15 protein-coding genes are annotated in these 19,085 nt (G+C 63.8%); 5 read left to right on the top strand and 10 right to left on the bottom strand.

All coding sequences use genetic code 11. The features are described from left to right. Window positions 1-18 precede the first annotated feature (18 nt). From pnp to truB, 3 genes are all read right to left on the bottom strand, one after another. The gene (gene pnp / locus CFR78_RS01015; protein ID WP_034926867.1) at window positions 19-2,157 is read right to left on the bottom strand and encodes a polyribonucleotide nucleotidyltransferase; all 2,139 of its coding nucleotides are present in this window, start codon (window positions 2,155-2,157) and stop codon (window positions 19-21) included. 297 nt (window positions 2,158-2,454) lie between these two features. Then, a complete protein-coding gene (rpsO, locus tag CFR78_RS01010; RefSeq protein WP_034927253.1) occupies window positions 2,455-2,724 on the bottom strand; it encodes a 30S ribosomal protein S15 in 270 nt (89 codons plus the stop codon). Between the two features lie 24 nt (window positions 2,725-2,748). Continuing rightward, window positions 2,749-3,669, bottom strand: coding sequence for a tRNA pseudouridine(55) synthase TruB (gene truB, locus CFR78_RS01005; protein ID WP_034926864.1), 921 nt, complete (start codon window positions 3,667-3,669; stop codon window positions 2,749-2,751). Window positions 3,670-3,921: 252 nt separating this feature from the next. On the opposite strand from truB, the gene CFR78_RS01000 reads away from it, so the two are divergent. Continuing rightward, window positions 3,922-4,893, top strand: a complete 972-nt coding sequence (locus CFR78_RS01000) for an MlaD family protein (RefSeq protein ID WP_007397079.1) — start codon at window positions 3,922-3,924, stop codon at window positions 4,891-4,893. Between the two features lie 209 nt (window positions 4,894-5,102). Here CFR78_RS01000 and rbfA read toward each other — a convergent pair whose 3' ends face one another. From rbfA to rimP, 5 genes are read right to left on the bottom strand one after another with little or no spacing between them, the layout of a single operon-like run. Then, window positions 5,103-5,519 carry a 30S ribosome-binding factor RbfA gene (rbfA, locus tag CFR78_RS00995; RefSeq protein WP_007397081.1) on the bottom strand — a complete coding sequence of 139 codons (417 nt, stop codon included), beginning with the start codon at window positions 5,517-5,519 and terminating at the stop codon, window positions 5,103-5,105. A gap of 23 nt (window positions 5,520-5,542) precedes the next feature. Next, complete coding sequence (gene infB / locus CFR78_RS00990) at window positions 5,543-8,218, bottom strand: translation initiation factor IF-2 (RefSeq protein WP_110580945.1); 2,676 nt, start codon at window positions 8,216-8,218, stop codon at window positions 5,543-5,545. Continuing rightward, window positions 8,215-8,922, bottom strand: coding sequence for an RNA-binding protein (locus CFR78_RS00985; protein ID WP_007397083.1), 708 nt, complete (start codon window positions 8,920-8,922; stop codon window positions 8,215-8,217). The genes infB and CFR78_RS00985 overlap by 4 nt, the downstream gene beginning before the upstream one ends. Then, window positions 8,882-10,429 carry a transcription termination factor NusA gene (nusA, locus tag CFR78_RS00980; protein ID WP_034927251.1) on the bottom strand — a complete coding sequence of 516 codons (1,548 nt, stop codon included), beginning with the start codon at window positions 10,427-10,429 and terminating at the stop codon, window positions 8,882-8,884. Before nusA ends, CFR78_RS00985 begins: the two co-directional genes overlap by 41 nt. A 20-nt stretch (window positions 10,430-10,449) precedes the next feature. Continuing rightward, a complete protein-coding gene (gene rimP / locus CFR78_RS00975) occupies window positions 10,450-11,100 on the bottom strand; it encodes a ribosome maturation factor RimP (protein WP_034926854.1) in 651 nt (216 codons plus the stop codon). Between the two features lie 175 nt (window positions 11,101-11,275). Between rimP and CFR78_RS00970 the strand changes: the two genes are divergently transcribed. From CFR78_RS00970 to CFR78_RS00960, 3 genes are all read left to right on the top strand, one after another. Continuing rightward, a complete protein-coding gene (locus CFR78_RS00970; protein ID WP_172459740.1) occupies window positions 11,276-11,917 on the top strand; it encodes a hypothetical protein in 642 nt (213 codons plus the stop codon). After that, window positions 11,914-13,188, top strand: coding sequence for an AAA family ATPase (locus CFR78_RS00965; protein ID WP_007397087.1), 1,275 nt, complete (start codon window positions 11,914-11,916; stop codon window positions 13,186-13,188). Before CFR78_RS00970 ends, CFR78_RS00965 begins: the two co-directional genes overlap by 4 nt. Window positions 13,189-13,299: 111 nt before the next feature. Then, entirely contained in the window at window positions 13,300-14,241 is a 942-nt protein-coding gene (locus CFR78_RS00960) for a hypothetical protein (protein ID WP_007397089.1), read from the top strand. A gap of 82 nt (window positions 14,242-14,323) precedes the next feature. Here the strand turns inward: CFR78_RS00960 and CFR78_RS00955 are convergent, their stop codons facing one another. After that, a complete protein-coding gene (locus CFR78_RS00955) occupies window positions 14,324-15,220 on the bottom strand; it encodes a LysR family transcriptional regulator (RefSeq protein ID WP_007397090.1) in 897 nt (298 codons plus the stop codon). 231 nt (window positions 15,221-15,451) lie between these two features. Then, window positions 15,452-18,145: an aconitate hydratase AcnA gene (gene acnA, locus CFR78_RS00950; RefSeq protein ID WP_034926849.1), complete on the bottom strand. Its 2,694-nt coding sequence runs from the start codon at window positions 18,143-18,145 to the stop codon at window positions 15,452-15,454. 230 nt (window positions 18,146-18,375) lie between these two features. Between acnA and ccmA the strand changes: the two genes are divergently transcribed. Next, window positions 18,376-19,068 carry a heme ABC exporter ATP-binding protein CcmA gene (gene ccmA, locus CFR78_RS00945; protein ID WP_456305858.1) on the top strand — a complete coding sequence of 231 codons (693 nt, stop codon included), beginning with the start codon at window positions 18,376-18,378 and terminating at the stop codon, window positions 19,066-19,068. Window positions 19,069-19,085: the final 17 nt, after the last annotated feature.

Here is a 19,085-nt window from a genome sequence, read left to right as displayed (position 1 = left end):
TAGGCCGGGACCCGCGTCTTACCGCGCGCCGGGGGCACGGCCGGGCCGGGCGCCCACGGTGTCGGTGATGTCGGCGCCGGTCTTCTGGTCAACCACGCGCATGGACAGCTTGACCTTGCCGCGATCGTCAAAGCCCAGCACCTTTACCTTCACTTCGTCTCCCTGCTTGACGACATCCGTCGTCTTGGAAACGCGCCCTTCGGCCAGTTCGGAGATGTGAACCAGCCCGTCACGGGGGCCAAGGAAGTTGACGAACGCCCCGAAATCGGCGGTCTTGACGACCTTGCCATTATAGATGTGGCCCACTTCGGGTTCGGCCGTGATGCCACGGATCCGTTCGATGGCCTTCTCGGCCTGATCGTCGGAAGACGCGGCAATCATGATCGTGCCGTCATCGTTGATGTCGATCTTCGCACCCGAATATTCAACGATCTCACGGATAACTTTACCGCCCTGGCCGATCACGTCGCGGATCTTCTCCTTGGGCACCGAGATCGTGGTGATCTTGGGCGCGGAAGACGAGACATCCGAACGGCCTTCGGTCAGCGCCTTGGCCATCTCGCCCAGAATGTGCAGGCGGCCCTGACGGGCCTGACCCAGCGCGATCTTCATGATTTCCGGCGTAATCGACGTGATCTTGATGTCCATCTGCAGGGCGGTCACACCCTGCTCGGTGCCGGCCACCTTGAAGTCCATGTCACCCAGGTGGTCTTCATCGCCAAGGATATCGGACAGGACGGCAAAGTCGTCCTCTTCCTTGATCAGGCCCATGGCGATACCGGCGACCGGACGCTTCAGCGGCACGCCCGCATCCATCAGCGCAAGCGAGGTGCCGCACACGGTGGCCATGGAAGACGAACCATTGCTTTCCGTGATCTCGGACACCACGCGCATGGTGTACGGGAAGGTGTCCTTGCCCGGCAGCAGCGGGTGGATGGCGCGCCACGCCAGCTTGCCATGGCCGATTTCACGGCGGCCGGGGGAGCCCATGCGCCCGCACTCACCCACCGAGAAGGGGGGGAAGTTGTAGTGCAGCATGAAGTTGTTGCGGTATTCGCCTTCCAGCGCGTCCACGATCTGCTCGTCCTGGCCGGTGCCAAGCGTCGCCACCACAAGGGCCTGCGTCTCGCCACGGGTGAACAGGGCGGAGCCATGCGCGCGCGGCAGGATGCCGACTTCGGACACGATGGGGCGGATCGTTTCCAGATCGCGGCCATCGATACGGTAGCCGGTGTCGAGCACTTCGGTGCGGACCACGTCGGCTTCCAGATCCTTGATCATGGGCTTGGCGGCATCGGCGTCGGCCTCGCCAATCTTGGCAAGGATGGCCTCACGCGCCGCGGCGACCTTCTTGTAGCGCACCTGCTTGGCGCGTTCCTTGTACGCCTCGGCGATCAGGGCGCGACCGGCCTTGTCCACCTTCTTGCGCAGCTTGATTTCCTCGGCCGTCGGCTCGGCCAGGTCCCACGGTGCCTTGGCAGCGCTCTCGGCCAGGTCGATGATCAGGTCGATCACGGGCTGGAAGGCTTCATGGCCAAAGGTCACGGCGCCCAGCATCACGTCCTCGGACAGTTCCACCGCCTCGGACTCGACCATCAGCACGCCTTCGGACGTCCCGGCCACGACCAGGTCCAGTTCGCTTTCCTTAAGCTGGGAAATGGTCGGGTTCAGCACGTATTTGCCGTTGCTGTACCCCACGCGGGCCGCACCCACCGGGCCGAAGAACGGAATGCCCGACAGCGTCAGCGCCGCCGAGCAGCCGATCAGCGCAACCACGGCCGGGTCGTTCTCCATGTCGTGGCTGAGCACGGTGGCGACGACCTGCACTTCGTTGCGGAAGTTCTCGGGGAACAGCGGGCGGATCGGGCGGTCGATCAGGCGCGAGTTCAGGACCTCGGCCTCGCTCGGGCGGCCTTCACGCTTGAAGAAGCCACCGGGGATCTTGCCCGCGGCATAGGCCTTTTCCTGATAATTGACCGTAAGCGGGAAGAAATCCTGCCCCGGCTTGACACTCTTGGCGCCCACGGCCGTGCACAGCACCACCGTATCGCCATAGGTCACGACAACCGCGCCATCGGCCTGGCGGGCGATCTTGCCCGTTTCCAGCACCAGCGGGCGGCCGCCCCATTCGATTTCCTTGCGAAAATAATTAAACATCCAGACAACCCTGTCCGTTGAGTGCCGCAATGCAGGCGGCCCGGACATGGGAACGTTTGGTGGCAGCGCCTCGGACGGCATGGAGCGCGACGGCACGGCCGCCAGAACACCATGTGGCCTGAAACGCTGCGATCCGGGTCCGGACATCTCCGCCATGGCATGGCAGCGTGTTGACGGCGCCCCTAGGGGCGCCTGAAAATATCCGGCCCGACCGGGCACGGGCATGCAGCCGCATGCGCCGCGTCCGTGCAGGCCGGGCGGGCACGCATTATGACCGCGTTCCCGCCATGTCGCAAATCAGCGACGCAGGCCAAGGCGCTTGATGAGCGTTTCGTAACGGGCCTGGTCCTTGCGCTTGACATAGTCCAGCAGGCGGCGGCGGCGGCCGACCAGCATCAGCAGGCCACGGCGGGAATGGAAATCCTTCGCGTGGGTCTTGAGGTGGTCGGTCAGGTTCACGATCCGCTCGGTCAGCAGGGCAACCTGCACTTCCGGCGAGCCCGTGTCGGTCGCGGCATTCTGGTATTCGCCAATAAGCGCCGTGCGGCGTTCAGCAGTAATCGACATCATCGTCTCCATTGGTCATCCGGTTCAGAGCATGCGCACTGATCGCAGCCATCCCCCCTCGGGGCGGCACAGCCCGACCACGCGCGCCCCATCCATCGCACGCACGACGCCGCTGCGCGGGTCGGTGTGTTCCGGCATCCGGTCCGCCAGCTGGTTCAGGTCGATCACCTGACCAAATGACAGGGCATCCGCTTCCTCCCGTGTCAGGGCCAGCGCCGGGATGTCGGCCAGCGCGGTCGCGACCGGAAGGAGCAGATCCGGTGGGGCAGGCGCGTTGTCGGCGCTTGGGACAATTTTGTCCAGTGGAATCGCATGGGATTCATCAAAAGGCCCCACGTTCAGCCGCCGCAGCGCCGCCACATGGCCCACCGTGCCGCAGGCCAGCGCTATATCGCGCGCAAGCGCGCGCATGTACACCCCCTTGCCCGATTCCACCTCGAACACGGCCGTATCGGCATCGGGCCGCGCAATCAGCTCGAAACGGTCGATGCGCGCCGGCCGCGCGGCCAGTTCGGGCGCATAGCCCGCGCGCGCCATGTCATAGGAACGCTTCCCCCCCACCTTCAGCGCGGAATAGACCGGGGGCACCTGCATGATCTCGCCACGGAAGGCCGGCAATGCGGCCTCGAACGCCGCATTGTCGGGGCGCACGGAGGATGTCGCGGTCACCGCGCCCTCGGCGTCGTCACTGTCGCGTGCCTCACCGATACGCAGCGTGAAGTGGTAGCGCTTGGTGCCGTCCATAATATAAGGCACGGTCTTGGTCGCCCTGCCAAAGGCTATGGGCAGCAGCCCGGTCGCCAGCGGGTCCAGCGTGCCGCCATGGCCCGCCTTTGCCGCGTCAAACAGGTAGCGCACCCGGCCCACGACCTGGGTGGAGGTCATGCCGGATGGCTTGTCGATCACCAGCCAGCCATCAAGCGGGCGTCCACGTTTGCGTCGCATTGCAGGGCACCTTGTACGGATAATGGGGGTGGGCTGCGTTTAGACGAGGCACGCATGCACGGCAATGCCCCATTCCGCCACGGGGGCTGGCGGCCAGCTCCCCACATGGTAAAAGGCAGGGCGGGCACATGCCTGCCATCCCCGTATCCCGCTTTGCCTCCGGCCAGCGCGGTGCCATCTTGCGACAGACGGGCGCATGGCTGATTGTGTTCGGGAGTTTTTTCATTCTGCGTCTAGGGAGACCTGAACACCATGGCTGAACGGCAGACCACGGTCGGTGCATTTGTGTTGGGTGGGGCCCTGCTTGGTGTGACCGCCATAGCGCTGTTCGGACAGTTTCATCCCTTCTCCCCCACCAACCGCGCGATGGTGATCTTCGACAGCCCGGTCAACGGGCTGGGGGTTGGCGCTCCCGTCACTTTCGATGGCGTGCAGGTCGGTCATGTGGACCATATTGCCGTACAGTTCGACCCCCAGACCCATCAGGCCTATATTCCCGTAACGCTGGAACTGGAAGCCAACGGCGCGCGCATGGCGGGCAGCCATGGCCGGGCACTTGATACCAAGGAACTGCCGCGCCTGATCGAAAACGGCCTGCGGGCGGAACTGCACATGCAAAGTTTCGTGACCGGTCAGGAAGAAATCGACCTGACATTCGACCCCGGGGTCCCGGCCAAGCTGCATCCCGGCCTGAGCCCGCTGATCGAAATTCCCGCCCGTGAATCGGACATGCAGAAGCTGACCGACGCGCTGACCGCGCTGCCACTCAAGAACATCGCCAACAATGCCGATGCCATGCTGGTCAGCATCCGCACGCTGGCTGACAAGCTGGACAGGGATCTGCCGCCGCTGGTGGACAGCGTGCGCGCCACATCCGACCACACGCGGGTTACGGTCGATACCGCGACCGATGCCATCCGTGACCTTGACCACCGCATGGACGGCACGCTGGCCTCCATCAACCACCTGGCCGATACCGGCACGGCGCAGCTTGATGCGCGCGGCGACGAACTGCACACCCTGCTGGTCAATTCCAACGACACGGTAACCGAAGCACGCGGCGCGCTGGCCGGACTGCATGACATCACCGCGCCCAGTTCCGCCGACCGCTCCAATATCGATTCGTCGCTGCGTGACCTGGCCGCCGCCGCCGCCGCGCTGCGCGGCTTTGCCACCGATGTGGAGCGTAACCCGCAGCTGCTGCTGATGGGCCGGCGCAATTGAGCCTCGCCAGAAAAGGCACGATGCAAAAAGCCCGGTTCTGGCAGATGCCAGACCGGGCTTTTTAATCTGGTGGTAAAGAACAAGAACAGTTTTTGGGTGTCGCCTTTTTCAAAAAGACACTGTGTTCTGAAGCTTTTTGAAAAAAGCTTCACCAAAAGCTTCTTTAAAATTGAACCGGATATTTCATGAACAGGGTTCTGGAACCCGGTTCAGTCTTCCTTCAGATCGCGCTGGACTTCGGGCTGGCGCAGCATGGTGTCAACTTCCATGGCATAATCCAGCGCGGTATCGGGCTGGAAATGCAGGTCCGGCACACCACGCAGCCGCAACGCGTGCGACAGGCGCGTACGCAGGAACGGTGTTACACGCTTGAGTGCGGGCAGCAGTTCGGCAACGTCGCTCCGGCCAAGACGTGCAACAAATACGGTGGCATGCTTCAGGTCGGGCGAAATCCGCACTTCGGTCACGGTAATCCGCACATCCGCCAGGTCCGGATCACGGAACTCGGTACGGGCGAAGATCTCCGCCAGCACGCGACGGACTTCTTCTGCCACGCGCAACTGGCGCTGCGAGGGGCCTGACGCGGAATGGCCGGCAAGTTTCCCTGCCGGCCCGCTCTCGCCCATCCCTTTTCTGGATGAATTACGGCTCATGCCGGAACGAGTTCCATTTCATAACACTCGACCACATCGCCCTCACGCAGGTCATTGTAACCGGCGAAGGACAGGCCGCATTCATAGCCGCGCGCAACTTCCTTGACGTCATCCTTAAAGCGCTTGAGCTGGCTCAGCTCGCCTTCATGGATCACCACATTGTCACGCAGCAGACGCACGCCACAGCCGCGCTTGACCACGCCTTCGGTGACGTAACAGCCAGCCACCTTGCCCACCTTGGTAATTTCGAAAACCTTGCGGATTTCGGCATAACCCAGGAACTTCTCACGATGCTTGGGCGCGATCTTGCCACGAACCAGCTGTTCCACGTCATCCGCCACCTGATAGATGATGGAATAGTAGCGGATGTCCACGCCTTCACGCTGCGCCAGTTCACGGGCCTGCGCCGTGGCGCGCACATTGAAGGCCACGATGATGGCACCCGATGCCTTGGCCAGCTGCACATCACTTTCCGTGATCTGGCCAACGGTGGCATTGAGCACGCGGATCTTGACTTCCTCATGCTCCAGCTTCTGCACCGTGGCTTCAAGCGCTTCCGCCGAACCCTGCACGTCCGCCTTGATCAGGACGGCGACTTCCTTCTGCGCACCCGCCTGGATACGGGCCAGCATCTGGTCCAGCGTGCCGCGTGCGGCCGTCTGGCCTGCGGCCATGCGGTCCTTGATCACGCGCTGGCGGAATTCGGAGATTTCGCGGGCGCGATTCTCGTTTTCCACCACCACGAACGGCTCACCCGCACCCGGAACCCCGGTAATGCCCAGGATCTCGACCGGCATGGACGGACCGGCCTCGGAAAGCTGGCGGTTGCGGTCATCGATCATGGCGCGCACGCGGCCCCATTCGGCACCGGCCACCACAATGTCGGAACGACGCAGCGTACCCTTCTGGACCAGAACGGTCGCGACCGGGCCACGACCACGGTCAAGGCGGCTTTCAATCACCGACCCTTCAGCCACCCGGTCGGGATTGGCTTTCAGGTCAAGGATTTCCGCCTGCAGCAGGATCGCTTCCTCAAGCTTGTCCAGCCCGGTGCGCTTGAGCGCCGAAACCTCGACATCCTGCGTGTCGCCACCCATGCTTTCCACCACGATCTCGTGGTTCAGCAGTTCCTGGCGCACACGGTCGGGATTTGCCCCCGGCTTGTCGCACTTGTTGATGGCCACGATGATCGGGGCATCGGCCGCCTTGGCATGCTTGATGGCCTCGATCGTCTGCGGCATCACACCGTCATCCGCCGCAACCACCAGCACCACCACATCCGTTACCGACGCGCCACGGGCGCGCATCGCGGTAAAGGCTTCGTGGCCGGGGGTATCGATGAAGGTAATCTTCGCACCCGAAGCCAGCGTGACCTGATACGCGCCGATATGCTGCGTGATACCACCGGCCTCGCCATTGGCGACATCGGTCGTACGCAGCGCATCAAGCAGCGAGGTCTTGCCGTGATCGACATGCCCCATCACGGTCACGACGGGCGGACGCGGCTGGAGATCTTCCGCCCGGTCCTCGATCCCCTCGATCCCGATCTCGACATCGCTGTCGGCAACACGGCGCACGCGATGGCCGAATTCCTGCACGACCAGTTCAGCCGTATCCGCATCGAGCGACTGCGTAACCGTGGCCATCACACCCATCTTCATGAGCGCCTTGATGACTTCACCCTGACGGGCGGCCATACGGTTCGCCAGTTCCTGCACCGTGATGGTTTCGGGCAGCACGACGTCACGCACCACGCGGACCTGATCGGAACGCAGGCGCTCCAGTTCGGCCTGGCGGCGCTCACGCTCACGCTGGCGGCGGACCGAGGCGAGCGAACGGGTCTTGTCGTCATCCCCCTCGATCGCGGCCTGCACGTCAATGCGGCCAGCCCGGCGGCTGTCGCTGTTCTTCTTGGCCCCACCCGACGGACGGCGGCTGGGGCGACGCTCTTCCTCGCCCCCTTCCGCCCGGCCACTGCGCAGGCGCAGCGTCTCGCCCGCCGCGGCGCCAGCACCGGCACCCGCGCCACTGGCGGAACGCGGCGTGGCACCCCCCGCCGGACGCGACGGACGCACCGGCTGCGCGGGCATGATCGCCCGTTCGGCCAGCGGACGCAGGCGCTGCATCGGCGGCGCAAGCGTGACCTCGCCGGGAATGGGCACGGACGAGACGACCGGCCCTGCGGACTCGGGCTCGGCCGGAGCGGCCTTCTGGGCACTCCGGCTCTCGCGTTTGCGGGCCTCTTCCTCGGCCGCGGCATCTGCCTTCGCGCGGGCTTCTTCCTCGGCGCGGCGGGCGTTTTCCTCTTCCTGGCGGCGGGCTTCCTCCGCGGCGGAGAGGATGGTGATCTTCTCCTGCTCGCGGGCTTCCTTCTCGCGCTGGATGGCGGCGTTGCGCTGTTCTTCCAGCACACGCTGGCGGGTCGCCAGTTCCGCTGCCGTCAGGGCGCGCCCGCCCCGTCCGCCGGCGCGACCGCCAGCCGGCCCCGATCCGTTACCTGCGGCCCCGGCCCCGCGCTTCTTGCGCACCTCGACCTGAACCACCTTTGATCGACCATGGCTGAAGCTCTGCCGCACGGAACCGGCATCCACCGTCCGTCCGACTTCCCTCCGGCCCGCCGGCCGCAGGGACAAGCGTCCCTTACCCTGATCCTGATCGTTGCCTTCGCTCATGTACCCGCCTGTTCACACCGTCCGGCGGAACACTCCGCCGAATTCGGGCCGGTCCTGCCGGACAGACCCGCAAAACGTTCACTCTCGATACGGAAACGGCGTGCCAGCTCACCATGCAGCATGGCTGCATGAACAACATGGTCACGGCCAAATGCCGCACCCAGACCCGATGCCGTAGGAACAGCCACAACCGGCAGTTCCCGTGCACCAGACAAAACTCTCTTCCTCTCGTCGGGACTGCCATCGGCTGCCTGGATGACCAGACCGGCACGACCGCCCTCAACCCACTCACGCACCTTGGCAAAGCCGCAGACAATCTGCCCGGCCCGCCGTGCCAGCCCCACGACATCCATCATGCGTCGCAGCAGCCCATCCCCTGCAAGATGGGTCAGGTCAGGGTGAATAACAACCCTTCCCCTTGCCGCACGGGCGAATACGCCGCGTGTGCGTGCTGTTTCTAACACATCCGCACGCGCGCTCAACCAAATTCCCCGTCCGGGCAGACGTGCGGAAAGATCAGGGATCACGACTCCATCAGGGGAAATGACAAACCGGATCATTTCCTCCTTTGGCAGCCGCACGCGGGTTACGGCGCAGCGGCGCAGGGGGCCGCGCTCCTCATGTTCCGTATCACCCGCGTCTTCCGCGTTCAGATGCTCCCGATCAGACGTCGGACGTCTCCTCTTTTCCGGGCTCCGCGTCACCCCTGTCGTCACCTTCGAACCAGTGGGCACGGGCCGCCATGATGATTTCGTTGGCCGCATCCTCGTCTATGGCATCGCTGCCCAGGATCTCGACCAGTTCGTCACCGGCAAGGTCGGCCAGGTCATCAAGCGTTTTCACGCCCTTTTCACCCAGCGTCACCAGCATCTGGTTGGTGAATACGCCCAATACCGCAATGTCGTCACTCACGCCAAGTTCACGACGCTTTTCGTCCAGCTGTTCTTCCTGCTGGGCCAGATGCCGCTCGGCACGCAGGACGAGTTCACCGGCCACGTCCTCGTCAAAGCCTTCGATGTTCGCCAGTTCCTCGGGGTCGGCAAAGGCCAGTTCCTCGACGGAATGGAACCCTTCGGTCACCAGCAGCCCCGCAATCACGTCATCCACGTCAAGCGAAGTGACGAACTGGCTGCTGCGGCGGCGGAATTCTTCCTGCCTGCGCTCCGATTCCTCGGCCTCGGTCAGGATATCGATATCCCACCGCGTCAGCTGGCTGGCCAGACGCACGTTCTGGCCACGGCGCCCGATGGCAAGGCTGAGCTGGTCATCAGGTACGACAACCTCGACCCGCCCCGCTTCCTCATCCATCACCACCTTGCTGACCTCGGCCGGGGCAAGGGCGTTGACAACAAAGGTCGCGGCCTGCGGACTCCACGGAATGATATCGATCTTCTCGCCCTGAAGTTCCTTGACCACTTCCTGCACGCGACGCCCGCGCACGCCCACGCAGGCCCCCACCGGGTCGATCGCGGCATCACGCGAGATGACGGCCATCTTCGCGCGTGAACCGGGGTCGCGCGCCACGGCCTTGATCTCGATGATGCCATCATAGATCTCGGGCACTTCCTGCGCGAACAGCTTGGCCAGGAAGGCCGGATGCGTGCGCGAAAGGAAGATCTGCGGGCCACGCGGCTCGTCACGCACATCATAGATGTAGGCGCGCACGCGGTCGGAATTGCGGAAGCTCTCGCGCGGGATCAGCTCGTCACGGCGCAGCAGGGCCTCGGCATCGCCAATCTCGACCAGCAGGTTGCCGTATTCCGTGCGCTTGACGGTACCGTTGATGATCTCGCCCACACGGTCCTTGAAGTCATTGAACTGGCGGCGGCGCTCGTATTCACGCACGCGCTGGACGATGACCTGCTTGGCCGTCTGCGCCGCGATGCGCCCGAAATCGATGGGCGGCAGCGGGTCGATCAGGTATTCGCCCAGCTGGATCTCGGGCTTGAACTTGCGCGCGATGTAGAGCGGGATCTGGGTTTCCTCGTTCTCCACGGTCTCGACCGCCTCGGTCCAGCGCGAGAGGCGGACATCGCCCGTCCTGCGGTCGATGGTGGCGCGGATATCCTTTTCATGGCCGTACTTGGCGCGACCGGCCTTCTGGATGGCCTGCTCCATCGCTTCCAGCACTTCCTCGCGGTCAATCGACTTTTCCCGCGCTACGGCATCGGCCACCAGCAGCAGTTCGGGACGGGCAACGGACGTATCCATCAGTGTCTCCACAACATCGTTCAATTGGCCTTGCGCGCAGGCTTGCGGCCTGACCGGGCACCGGGCTTGCGCGTGTCCGCCGGGGGAACATCCCCGATGGCCGCATCCGCCCCGGCCTGCACTTCGTCAGGCCCGTTTTCCTTACTGGAGGCGGCCGGCCGCATCATCCGCGCACTCGCCTCGATCAGTTCGTCCGTCAGGACAAGGCGCGCCTTGCGCATCTCGGCGAAAGGCAGCGCAACCTCGGTTCCATCATCAAGGCGCATCAGGCCATGGCCATCACGCGCACCCAGCACGATCCCGGCGAAGCGCTTGCGCCCCTCGATCGGCATGTTCATCTCGGCACGGGCAAGATGGCCCGCGAACCGCTCCCAGTCCTTCGCACGGGTCAGGGGGCGGTCAATCCCGGCAGAGGATACTTCCAGCGTCCACGCCCCCGGCAGCGGGTCTTCCACGTCCAGTATGGCGCCAACCGCATGGCTGATCTGCTCACAGTCCTCGATGGCGATCAGCGTGCCATCGGCCCGGTCGGCCATGATCTGTACGGTGGGGGATTCGCGCCCCAGCACCGCCACGCGCACAAGGTCGAACCCCATGTCGGCCAGCGCCGGGGCGACCATCGCGGCAATACGGGCATCAAGGCCCGTCAGGAAAGGCAGATCAGCGTCCAATGCAAAAAAGGCAGCCCTGCGGCCACCCCCCAAAGAAAAAACCAGAGATGAAGGAATTGTCCGCAACATAGGTCACGGCCAGCATATCCGCAAGAACTATATATACGGGTCGGGGCTACATTTCCTGTCTCTTAACGTCTTGCCATGTCACCCCCCTCGCCCGCATTATGAAGTGATGACGCCCTTGCACTCACCGCCAGAACCCGCACGGGAACGCAGTGAACAACGCCCCGCCAGCCGCAAGCTGGTCGTGGTGGGGCTGATCGCGGCCGTGGTGGCGGCAGGGGGGCTGGGGAGTGGTGGCCTGCTTACGGCACGGGAAGGCGGCAGCGGAAGCCAGACGCCCCCCGTCGCGGCCGAAGCCGGGGGCGGGGGCACTGGTGACGGCAGTCATCTCACGCTCAATGCCCCGGTGCAGAACCGGCCCGACATGATGGGGCAGATGCCCATGATCTCGCCCGAGCACGCGGTGGACATGCTGCGCCAGACTTCCTATTCCATCCAGCAGCAGGCCGAGATCCTGGCTGCGCTGAAACGGCGGGAAATCGTGCTGGCGGACATGCCGATGTATGACATAACGGGTGGCAATGCGGTGGTGAACGTGCAGTCGCTGGGGCTGGTGCAGACCGTGCATCTGGGTGCGCAGCCCAAAAGCGTGATCCTGCCCATACGCATTGCCGGCAACGTGTCCATTACCGCGGCGGGTGATCCCGGGCCCACCGGCATCCATGCGGGTGCCGTGTTCGTGCCGGGGCCGACGCCGCTGCCGGTCCTGACGCGTGATACCGAAATCGTAATCGGGGTGGTCGTGCAATGAAACCGCTCTATCCGGCGCTGATGGAACGGCTTGTACCCCTCATCATGGTCATCTTCCTGGTGCTGGGCAGCTTTCAGGCGGCTATGGCGTTGCATCTTTCGCTCGCCAGCCTGCGGCATTTCATGGAATGGTGTGCCCCGGCCTATCCGGTCGTGGCAGCGGCCAGCGCCCTGCTGGCGCTGACCGGGCTGTGGTTCGAGAACCGGGCCGAAAAACTGGCCCGCAAGGGGATCCGACGCAGACGGGGATGGATAATGGACGTACTCGCCAGGCTGACCAATCGCAGCGCGCTGGAAGAAATGCTGGCGCGCGAACAGAAAGAAACCGTGATAGACGCGGAAGAGCTGGCCGCAAGCCTGCGCGCCCGCGTGATCGGGCAGGACCAGGTATGCGAGGACGTGGCGACCCAGCTGCGTCGCCGTCTGGCGCTGCAGGTGCGCGGCAAGCCGGTGGGGATTTTCCTCCTTGCCGGGCCACCAGGCACGGGCAAGACCTACCTGGCCAAGCAGCTGGCCCGGCAGCTTGACCGGCCGCTGCTCAACTTCGACATGACGCAGATGAGTTCCCCCCATGCCGCGACGCAGCTGTTCGGCTCGCCCAAGGGGTATGTGGGGTCCGATACCTATGGCAAGCTGACCGGTGGGCTGAAGGAAAAGCCCGATGCGGTGGTGCTGCTGGACGAGATCGAGAAGGCGCATCCCGATGTCTTCAAGAAATTCCTGACGGCGTGGAATGACGGCCATGTGACCGAGGCCTCGACGGGACAGCAGATCTCGACCGTGCGCTGCATCTTCATCCTGACCTCCAACATCGCCACCGATGCGCTGTCCGAGATCGCGGACCGGCTGGCGGACGAGCCGGACAAGATGCGTGCCGAGTCGGTGGAGGCACTGCGCCAGGCAGGCTTCGCGCCGGAAGTGCTGAACCGGCTGGACCGCATTTTCGTCTTCCGTCCGCTGGAGGGGCTGGACATTGCCCGCGTGTCCGCGCTCGAGATCGAGGCGATGATCGACAGCTACGGCCTGAAGGTGGAAACCGGCGGCATCGACCCCGCCCTGCTGTTCGAGGTCATGCGCCGGCAGGACCGCATGGGTCCCGCCGCCAGTGCGCGCGACCTGGCCCGCTCCATCGAGGACATGATCAGCGATTCCCTGATCACCGCCCGCCAGCAGGGCGCCAAACTGGTGCGCGTGGTGCAGAACGAGGACGGTATCGTGGCCGAAATCGCGGATCAGGACAAAGATGCCCAGCGCGCGCGGATCAGTTCCTGACCCATGGCCACCGTGACCTGCACCATGCCGCCATATGATACGCCATCCAGCCGTGCCTGCCCGTTTTCTCCTGCCCGCAAAGGGATGGCCGTGCGCGGCCTGAACGGCTGAATGTCCGCCTTCTCACGTCTGTGGCATCGGGCGCCGGCATGGCGGCTGTGCCTGTATCTCATCGTGCCGTTCGGGGTGCTGACCTGCATCTTCCCGCCTGCCTACCTGACGCGGCTGCTTCCCAGGCTTGCAACCCTTTCCACCGCCATCCACAACCGCCTTGGCATGCACGATGCCCCGGCGGAAGGAGATGGCGCAACGGACGGCAACGGGGGGGATGGCGTCATCACCATGATGCCCATTACCGACCGGCTGACCAAGGCGATTCCCTTTGCCGGGCGCATCCTGCCGCTGCCTGCGGGGGTGTGGCATCCAGTCATGAACGTCATCAACGGCCCGCATGGCGAGGTACTGGAAAATGTCCTGGTACGGGTGGAAGGCCATGTCGTGACCGGCCTGATCGGCGCGGAAGGCAGCACCCAGCCCGTACCGGAAACGGCCATCACCTCCATCGACTCCAGCTGCCATGATGACCGCAACTTCATGTCCCGCGTGCTGTCGGCGCATCCGCCTGCAATGGAATGCTGGTTCACCGCCGCCGTCTATCCCGCATCCATCAACCGCACGGCCATCATTGCCACGCGGCTGAAGGAAGAAGGCTTCATCCTGCCACCCGTATTCCTGAAAGCGGGCTGGAGCTACAGCACGCCCGCCGGTGATCATAACGTCAATGTCGAGACGGTGACCATCTTCCTCAACCCGGTCAACACGGACAGCACCAAGATGCTGCGCACACCGGAGTTCTGGAACAAGGACACGCTGGGCCAGCAGCCGGCGGCGGCCGATTTCGTCAAGCGCACGAATACATGGATGGCTGGCTGGGCGCAGGTCCTGCATGACGGGTTCAACAGCGACATGCTGGCTTCAAGCGAGGAGCAGCGTGCCCGTCTGTCCCGTGATCCGGCCGCGACCCCGCCGGGACAGGGCAACCCGCTGGACTGAATGGCGGCTTTGAAAAGCCTATGGAACGCCGCCTTTCTGAAAAAAGGCGGTACCCAAAAACTTCCCTTCCTTAATGCTTCTGTCAGCCCTGACGCAGCACGTCTGAAATCTCGATCAGGAAATCCAGCACCGTGCGGGTACGCAGCGGCAGGGTGCGCGGGCCGGTATGCACGGCATAAAACGGCAGTTCGGGAATCGTCCATTCCGGCAGCAGGTGCCTGAGCTTCCCGGATGCGATATCGTCCTCTACCTGAAAGGCGGGCAGCATGCCGATGCCAAGTCCCGCCCGGACGGCCTGCAGCACCGCTTCGCTGCTGTTGGCGCGGAAGGGACCACTGGCCGCCACCGCCGTCTCACCTTCCCCCTTGCGGGTAAACTGCCAGTCATGGCGGGTGCCGCCATAGCTGTAGGCAATACAGGGATGGTTGAGCAGGTCACGCGGATGCTCGGGCGTGCCGCGACGGGCAAGGTAATCGGTCGAGGCAATCACACAACGATGCACCGAACCCAGACGCCGCGCGATAAGCGACCCTTCGGCAATGGAGCCGATCCGCACGGCAAGATCCAGCCCTTCTTCCACCAGATCGCCAAACCCGTCGCGCATGACCAGTTCCACCGACAGGTCGGGATGCTCTTCCAGCAGGGACCCCAGCCGGCTGGTCAGGTACAGCCCGAACGCCGTGGTCACGCCCAGCCGTACCAGCCCCGAAACCGAAGCCCGACGGCGGCCAAGCGCGGTTTCCGCCGTTTCCAGGATTTCCAGCACTTCATAGGCATGGGGCAGCAGGCTGCGGCCATCTTCCGTCATCATCAGGCTGCGGGTGGTGCGTGCGAACAGCGTGGCGCCATAATGCGCTTCCAGCAGGGCGATATGGCGCGAGATGGTCGGCTGGCTTGCACCCGTCTCACGCGAAACAGCGGAAAACGATCCTGTGGCAGCCACACGGACAAAGCTGTGCAGGGCAGAAAGCAGATCCATGGGGCTCCATCACATCCAAACGTGTTATTACACAATCATGGTTTTAGACGGCATCTTATTTATACACAATACAGAGAAAAGGCACCACGGATATGTGTGAAACGCAACGGTAACTGCCAAAACATATGCAAAACATGCATATATGACCTGTTCATAAAAAAACGGCGGCCCCTATGACTGGGCCGCCGTCCGATCAGTCCGCTCCGGCCGGGGCCGGAACGCCATGCAGGGTCAGGCTACCTTCGTCATGCCACGCAGCACGGTCTGGAGAATGCCGCCATTGCGGAAATACTCCACCTCGTCCAGCGTATCGACACGGCACAGCAGGGGCACGTCCTGCTTGGAGCCATCGGCGCGCGTGATGGTCATGGTCATGGTCATGCGCGGCGTGATCTTGTCCAGACCACGGATTTCGAAGGTCTCGTCACCCTTCAGGCCCAGCGTCTTGCGCGTCGTGCCCTCTTCGAACAGCAGCGGCAGCACGCCCATGCCCACCAGGTTGGAGCGGTGGATACGCTCGAAGCTCTCAGCCACAACCGCACGCACACCCAGCAGCAGGGTGCCCTTGGCCGCCCAGTCGCGCGAGGAGCCCATGCCGTATTCCTTGCCGCCGATCACGACCAGGGGCACGCCTTCCTTCTTGTATTCCATCGCCACATCGTAGATGGAGCCTTCCTTGCCATCGGGGAAGTGCTTGGACAGCCCCCCCTCGGTGCCGGGCAGCATCTCGTTCTTGATGCGGATGTTGGCGAATGTGCCGCGCACCATCACGCGGTCATTGCCACGGCGCGAACCGTAGGAGTTGAAGTCCTTCTTCGCCACGCCATGCGCTTCAAGATACTTGCCGGCGGGCGAGCTTTCCTTGATCGCACCGGCAGGCGAGATATGGTCGGTGGTGATGTTGTCACCCAGCAGCGCCAGCAGGCGCGCACCGACAATGTCACCACGCGACTTGGGCTCGGGCGTGATGTCCTGGAAATACGGCGGGTCCTGCACATAGGTGGAGGACGGGTCCCACTTGTAGGTCTCGGACCCGGTGGCAACCTTCAGCGCCTGCCATTCCTTCGTGCCCTGGCTTACGTGCTTGTAGCGGTTGATGAACTCCTCACGCGTGATGGCGGAGCCGATCAGGGCCGCGATCTCGTGATTGGTGGGCCAGATGTCCCTCAGATAGACGGGCTTGCCATCCTTGGAGGTTCCCAGCGGCGCGGTGGTGATGTCCTCACGCATCGTGCCCAGCAGGGAGTAGGCGACCACCAGCGGCGGGCTGGCCAGGTAGTTGGCGCGCACGTTGGGCGAGATACGGCCTTCGAAGTTACGGTTGCCCGAAAGCACCGAGACCGCGACCAGCTTGTTGTTCTCGATCGCATCGACGATGTGATCTTCCAGCGGGCCGGAATTGCCGATACAGGTCGTGCAGCCATAGCCCACGGTGTTGAAGCCCATGGCATCCAGTTCCGCCTGCAGGCCGGCGCGGTTCAGGTAGTCCGTCACCACCTGCGAACCCGGTGCGAGCGAGGTCTTGACCCACGGCTTGGGCTTCAGGCCCAGCGCACGCGCCTTCTTGGCCACCAGACCGGCCGCGATCAGCACGGCGGGGTTGGAGGTGTTGGTGCACGAGGTGATGGCCGCGATCACCACGTCGCCGTGGCCGATCTCGTAATTGGTGCCGGCCACCTTGGCCTTCTTGTCCTTGTCGGCCGCGGGCACGCCCAGGCTGCCGGTCAGCTCGGTCTCGAACGCCTTGTCGGCACCCTTCAGCACCACGCGGTCCTGCGGGCGCTTGGGGCCTGCGATGGAGGGCACGATGGTGGACAGTTCAAGTTCCAGCGTGTCGGTGAACTTCGGATGCGCCGAATCGGCATGGCGGAACATGCCCTGGGCCTTCAGGTATTCTTCCGTCAGCTTGATGCGGTGCTCTTCACGACCGGTCTGGCGCAGGTAGTCCAGCGTCAGGTTATCGACGGGGAAGAAGCCGCAGGTCGCGCCATATTCCGGCGCCATGTTGGCGATGGTCGCGCGGTCGGCCACCGGCAGATGGTCAAGGGCGGGGCCGAAGAACTCGACAAACTTGCCGACAACGCCCTTCTTGCGCAGCATCTGGGTCACGGTCAGCACCAGATCGGTGGCGGTCGCCCCCTCCGGCAGCTTGCCCGTCATCTTGAAGCCGATCACATCGGGGATCAGCATGGCGATGGGCTGGCCCAGCATTGCGGCTTCCGCCTCGATCCCGCCAACACCCCAGCCCAGCACGCCCATGCCATTGACCATGGTGGTGTGGCTGTCGGTGCCGAACAGGGTATCGGGGTAGGCATAGTCCTTGCCGCCCACATTGGCCGTCCAGACCGCCTGGGCAATGTATTCCAGGTTCACCTGGTGGCAGATCCCCGTGCCCGGCGGCACGACCGAGAAGTTCTCGAACGCTTCCTGGCCCCAGCGCAGGAAGGCGTAACGCTCGCCATTGCGCTCGAACTCGATGGTCACGTTGTCCTGCAGGGCTTCGGGGGAGCCCGCCACGTCCACCATGACCGAGTGGTCGATCACCAGGTTGACGGGAACCAGCGGGTTCACCTTCTGCGGGTCACCCTTGAGCTTGAGGATACCGTCGCGCATCGCGGCCAGGTCGACCACGGCGGGAACGCCGGTGAAATCCTGCATGAGGATACGCGCGGGCTTGAAGGGAACTTCCTTCGTGCTGCGCCCTTCCTTCTGCCATTCGGCAATGGCCTTCGCGTCCTCGACCGAGTAGGAATGCCCGTCCTCAAACCGCAGCACGTTCTCCAGCAGCACTTTCAGGCTGACCGGCAGGTGGCGTACGGAGCCGATCGTCTTTTCAGCTTCCGGGATTGAAAAATAGTGATAGGTCTTGCCGTCCACATTGAGTGTGCGGCCTGTTTTCAGTGAGTCGTGCCCAACCGTCTTCATTGGCTTTGTTTCCTCCGAGGCATCAGCAACGGATCATCCCGTATGACCGCTTTCCCTCCCCCCACTTCCATGGCGCGGGGTTTGCGGCCTTGTCGGGGACAACCTGCTTGATCTCCCAACGGGGGTAGAACATACCCGGACGCGGTTGCGACACAAGCTGGACCCGGTAACAAGAAACCGGGAGCAGGCTTTTTTTTCGCGCAGGCCGCCCGTCACCCACCGATCGGAGGATTTCCGTCATTCCTGCCTTTACCCCCCCCGGCCGTCCATTGCTGGAAGTGGAAAATATATCGGTTTTCCGCGGTGAACGGCTGGTTCTGGATCATGTCGGCTTTACGCTTGGGGCCGGTGACGCCCTGCTTCTGACCGGGCCGAACGGTGCCGGAAAGTCCACCCTGCTGCGTGTACTGGCCGGTTTGCGCAAACCGGAAGGCGGCCATGTGTTGTGGTCTGGCGTGGATGCGCTGGCCGATCGCAGCCAGCATGCCGACCGTGTCGCCTATCTGGGCCATCAGGATGCGCTCAAGCTGGGGCTGACCCTGCGCGAGAACCTGACCCTGGCCATGCGCGCAAGCGGCGGAAACCCTGACTTATGCATGAAATCACTCAATATTCTCGGGCTGGCCGACCTGCCCGCGCGCATGCTCTCGGCGGGGCAGAAACGCCGCGCGGCACTGGCGCGCGTGCTGCTGGCGCAGGCCCCGCTCTGGCTGCTGGATGAGCCGAGCCTGGGGCTGGACATCAACACCATGGACCTGCTGGGCAGCCTGTTTGCCGCGCACCGGCAGGCTGGCGGAATTGTGATTGCAACCACCCACGTTCCGCTGCCCCTTCCCGATGCCCGCACGCTGGCGCTGCCGGGCCTGAACGAATCCGACATCTCGCAACCGATCGAGGATTTCCCCGAGGACGACCTGCTGTGACATTCCGGATTCCCTCC

This window comes from Komagataeibacter rhaeticus, from assembly GCF_003207855.1.
In the GTDB taxonomy this organism is placed as follows: Bacteria; Pseudomonadota; Alphaproteobacteria; order Acetobacterales; family Acetobacteraceae; genus Komagataeibacter; species Komagataeibacter rhaeticus.
This window is presented reverse-complemented; position numbering and strand designations above follow the sequence as displayed.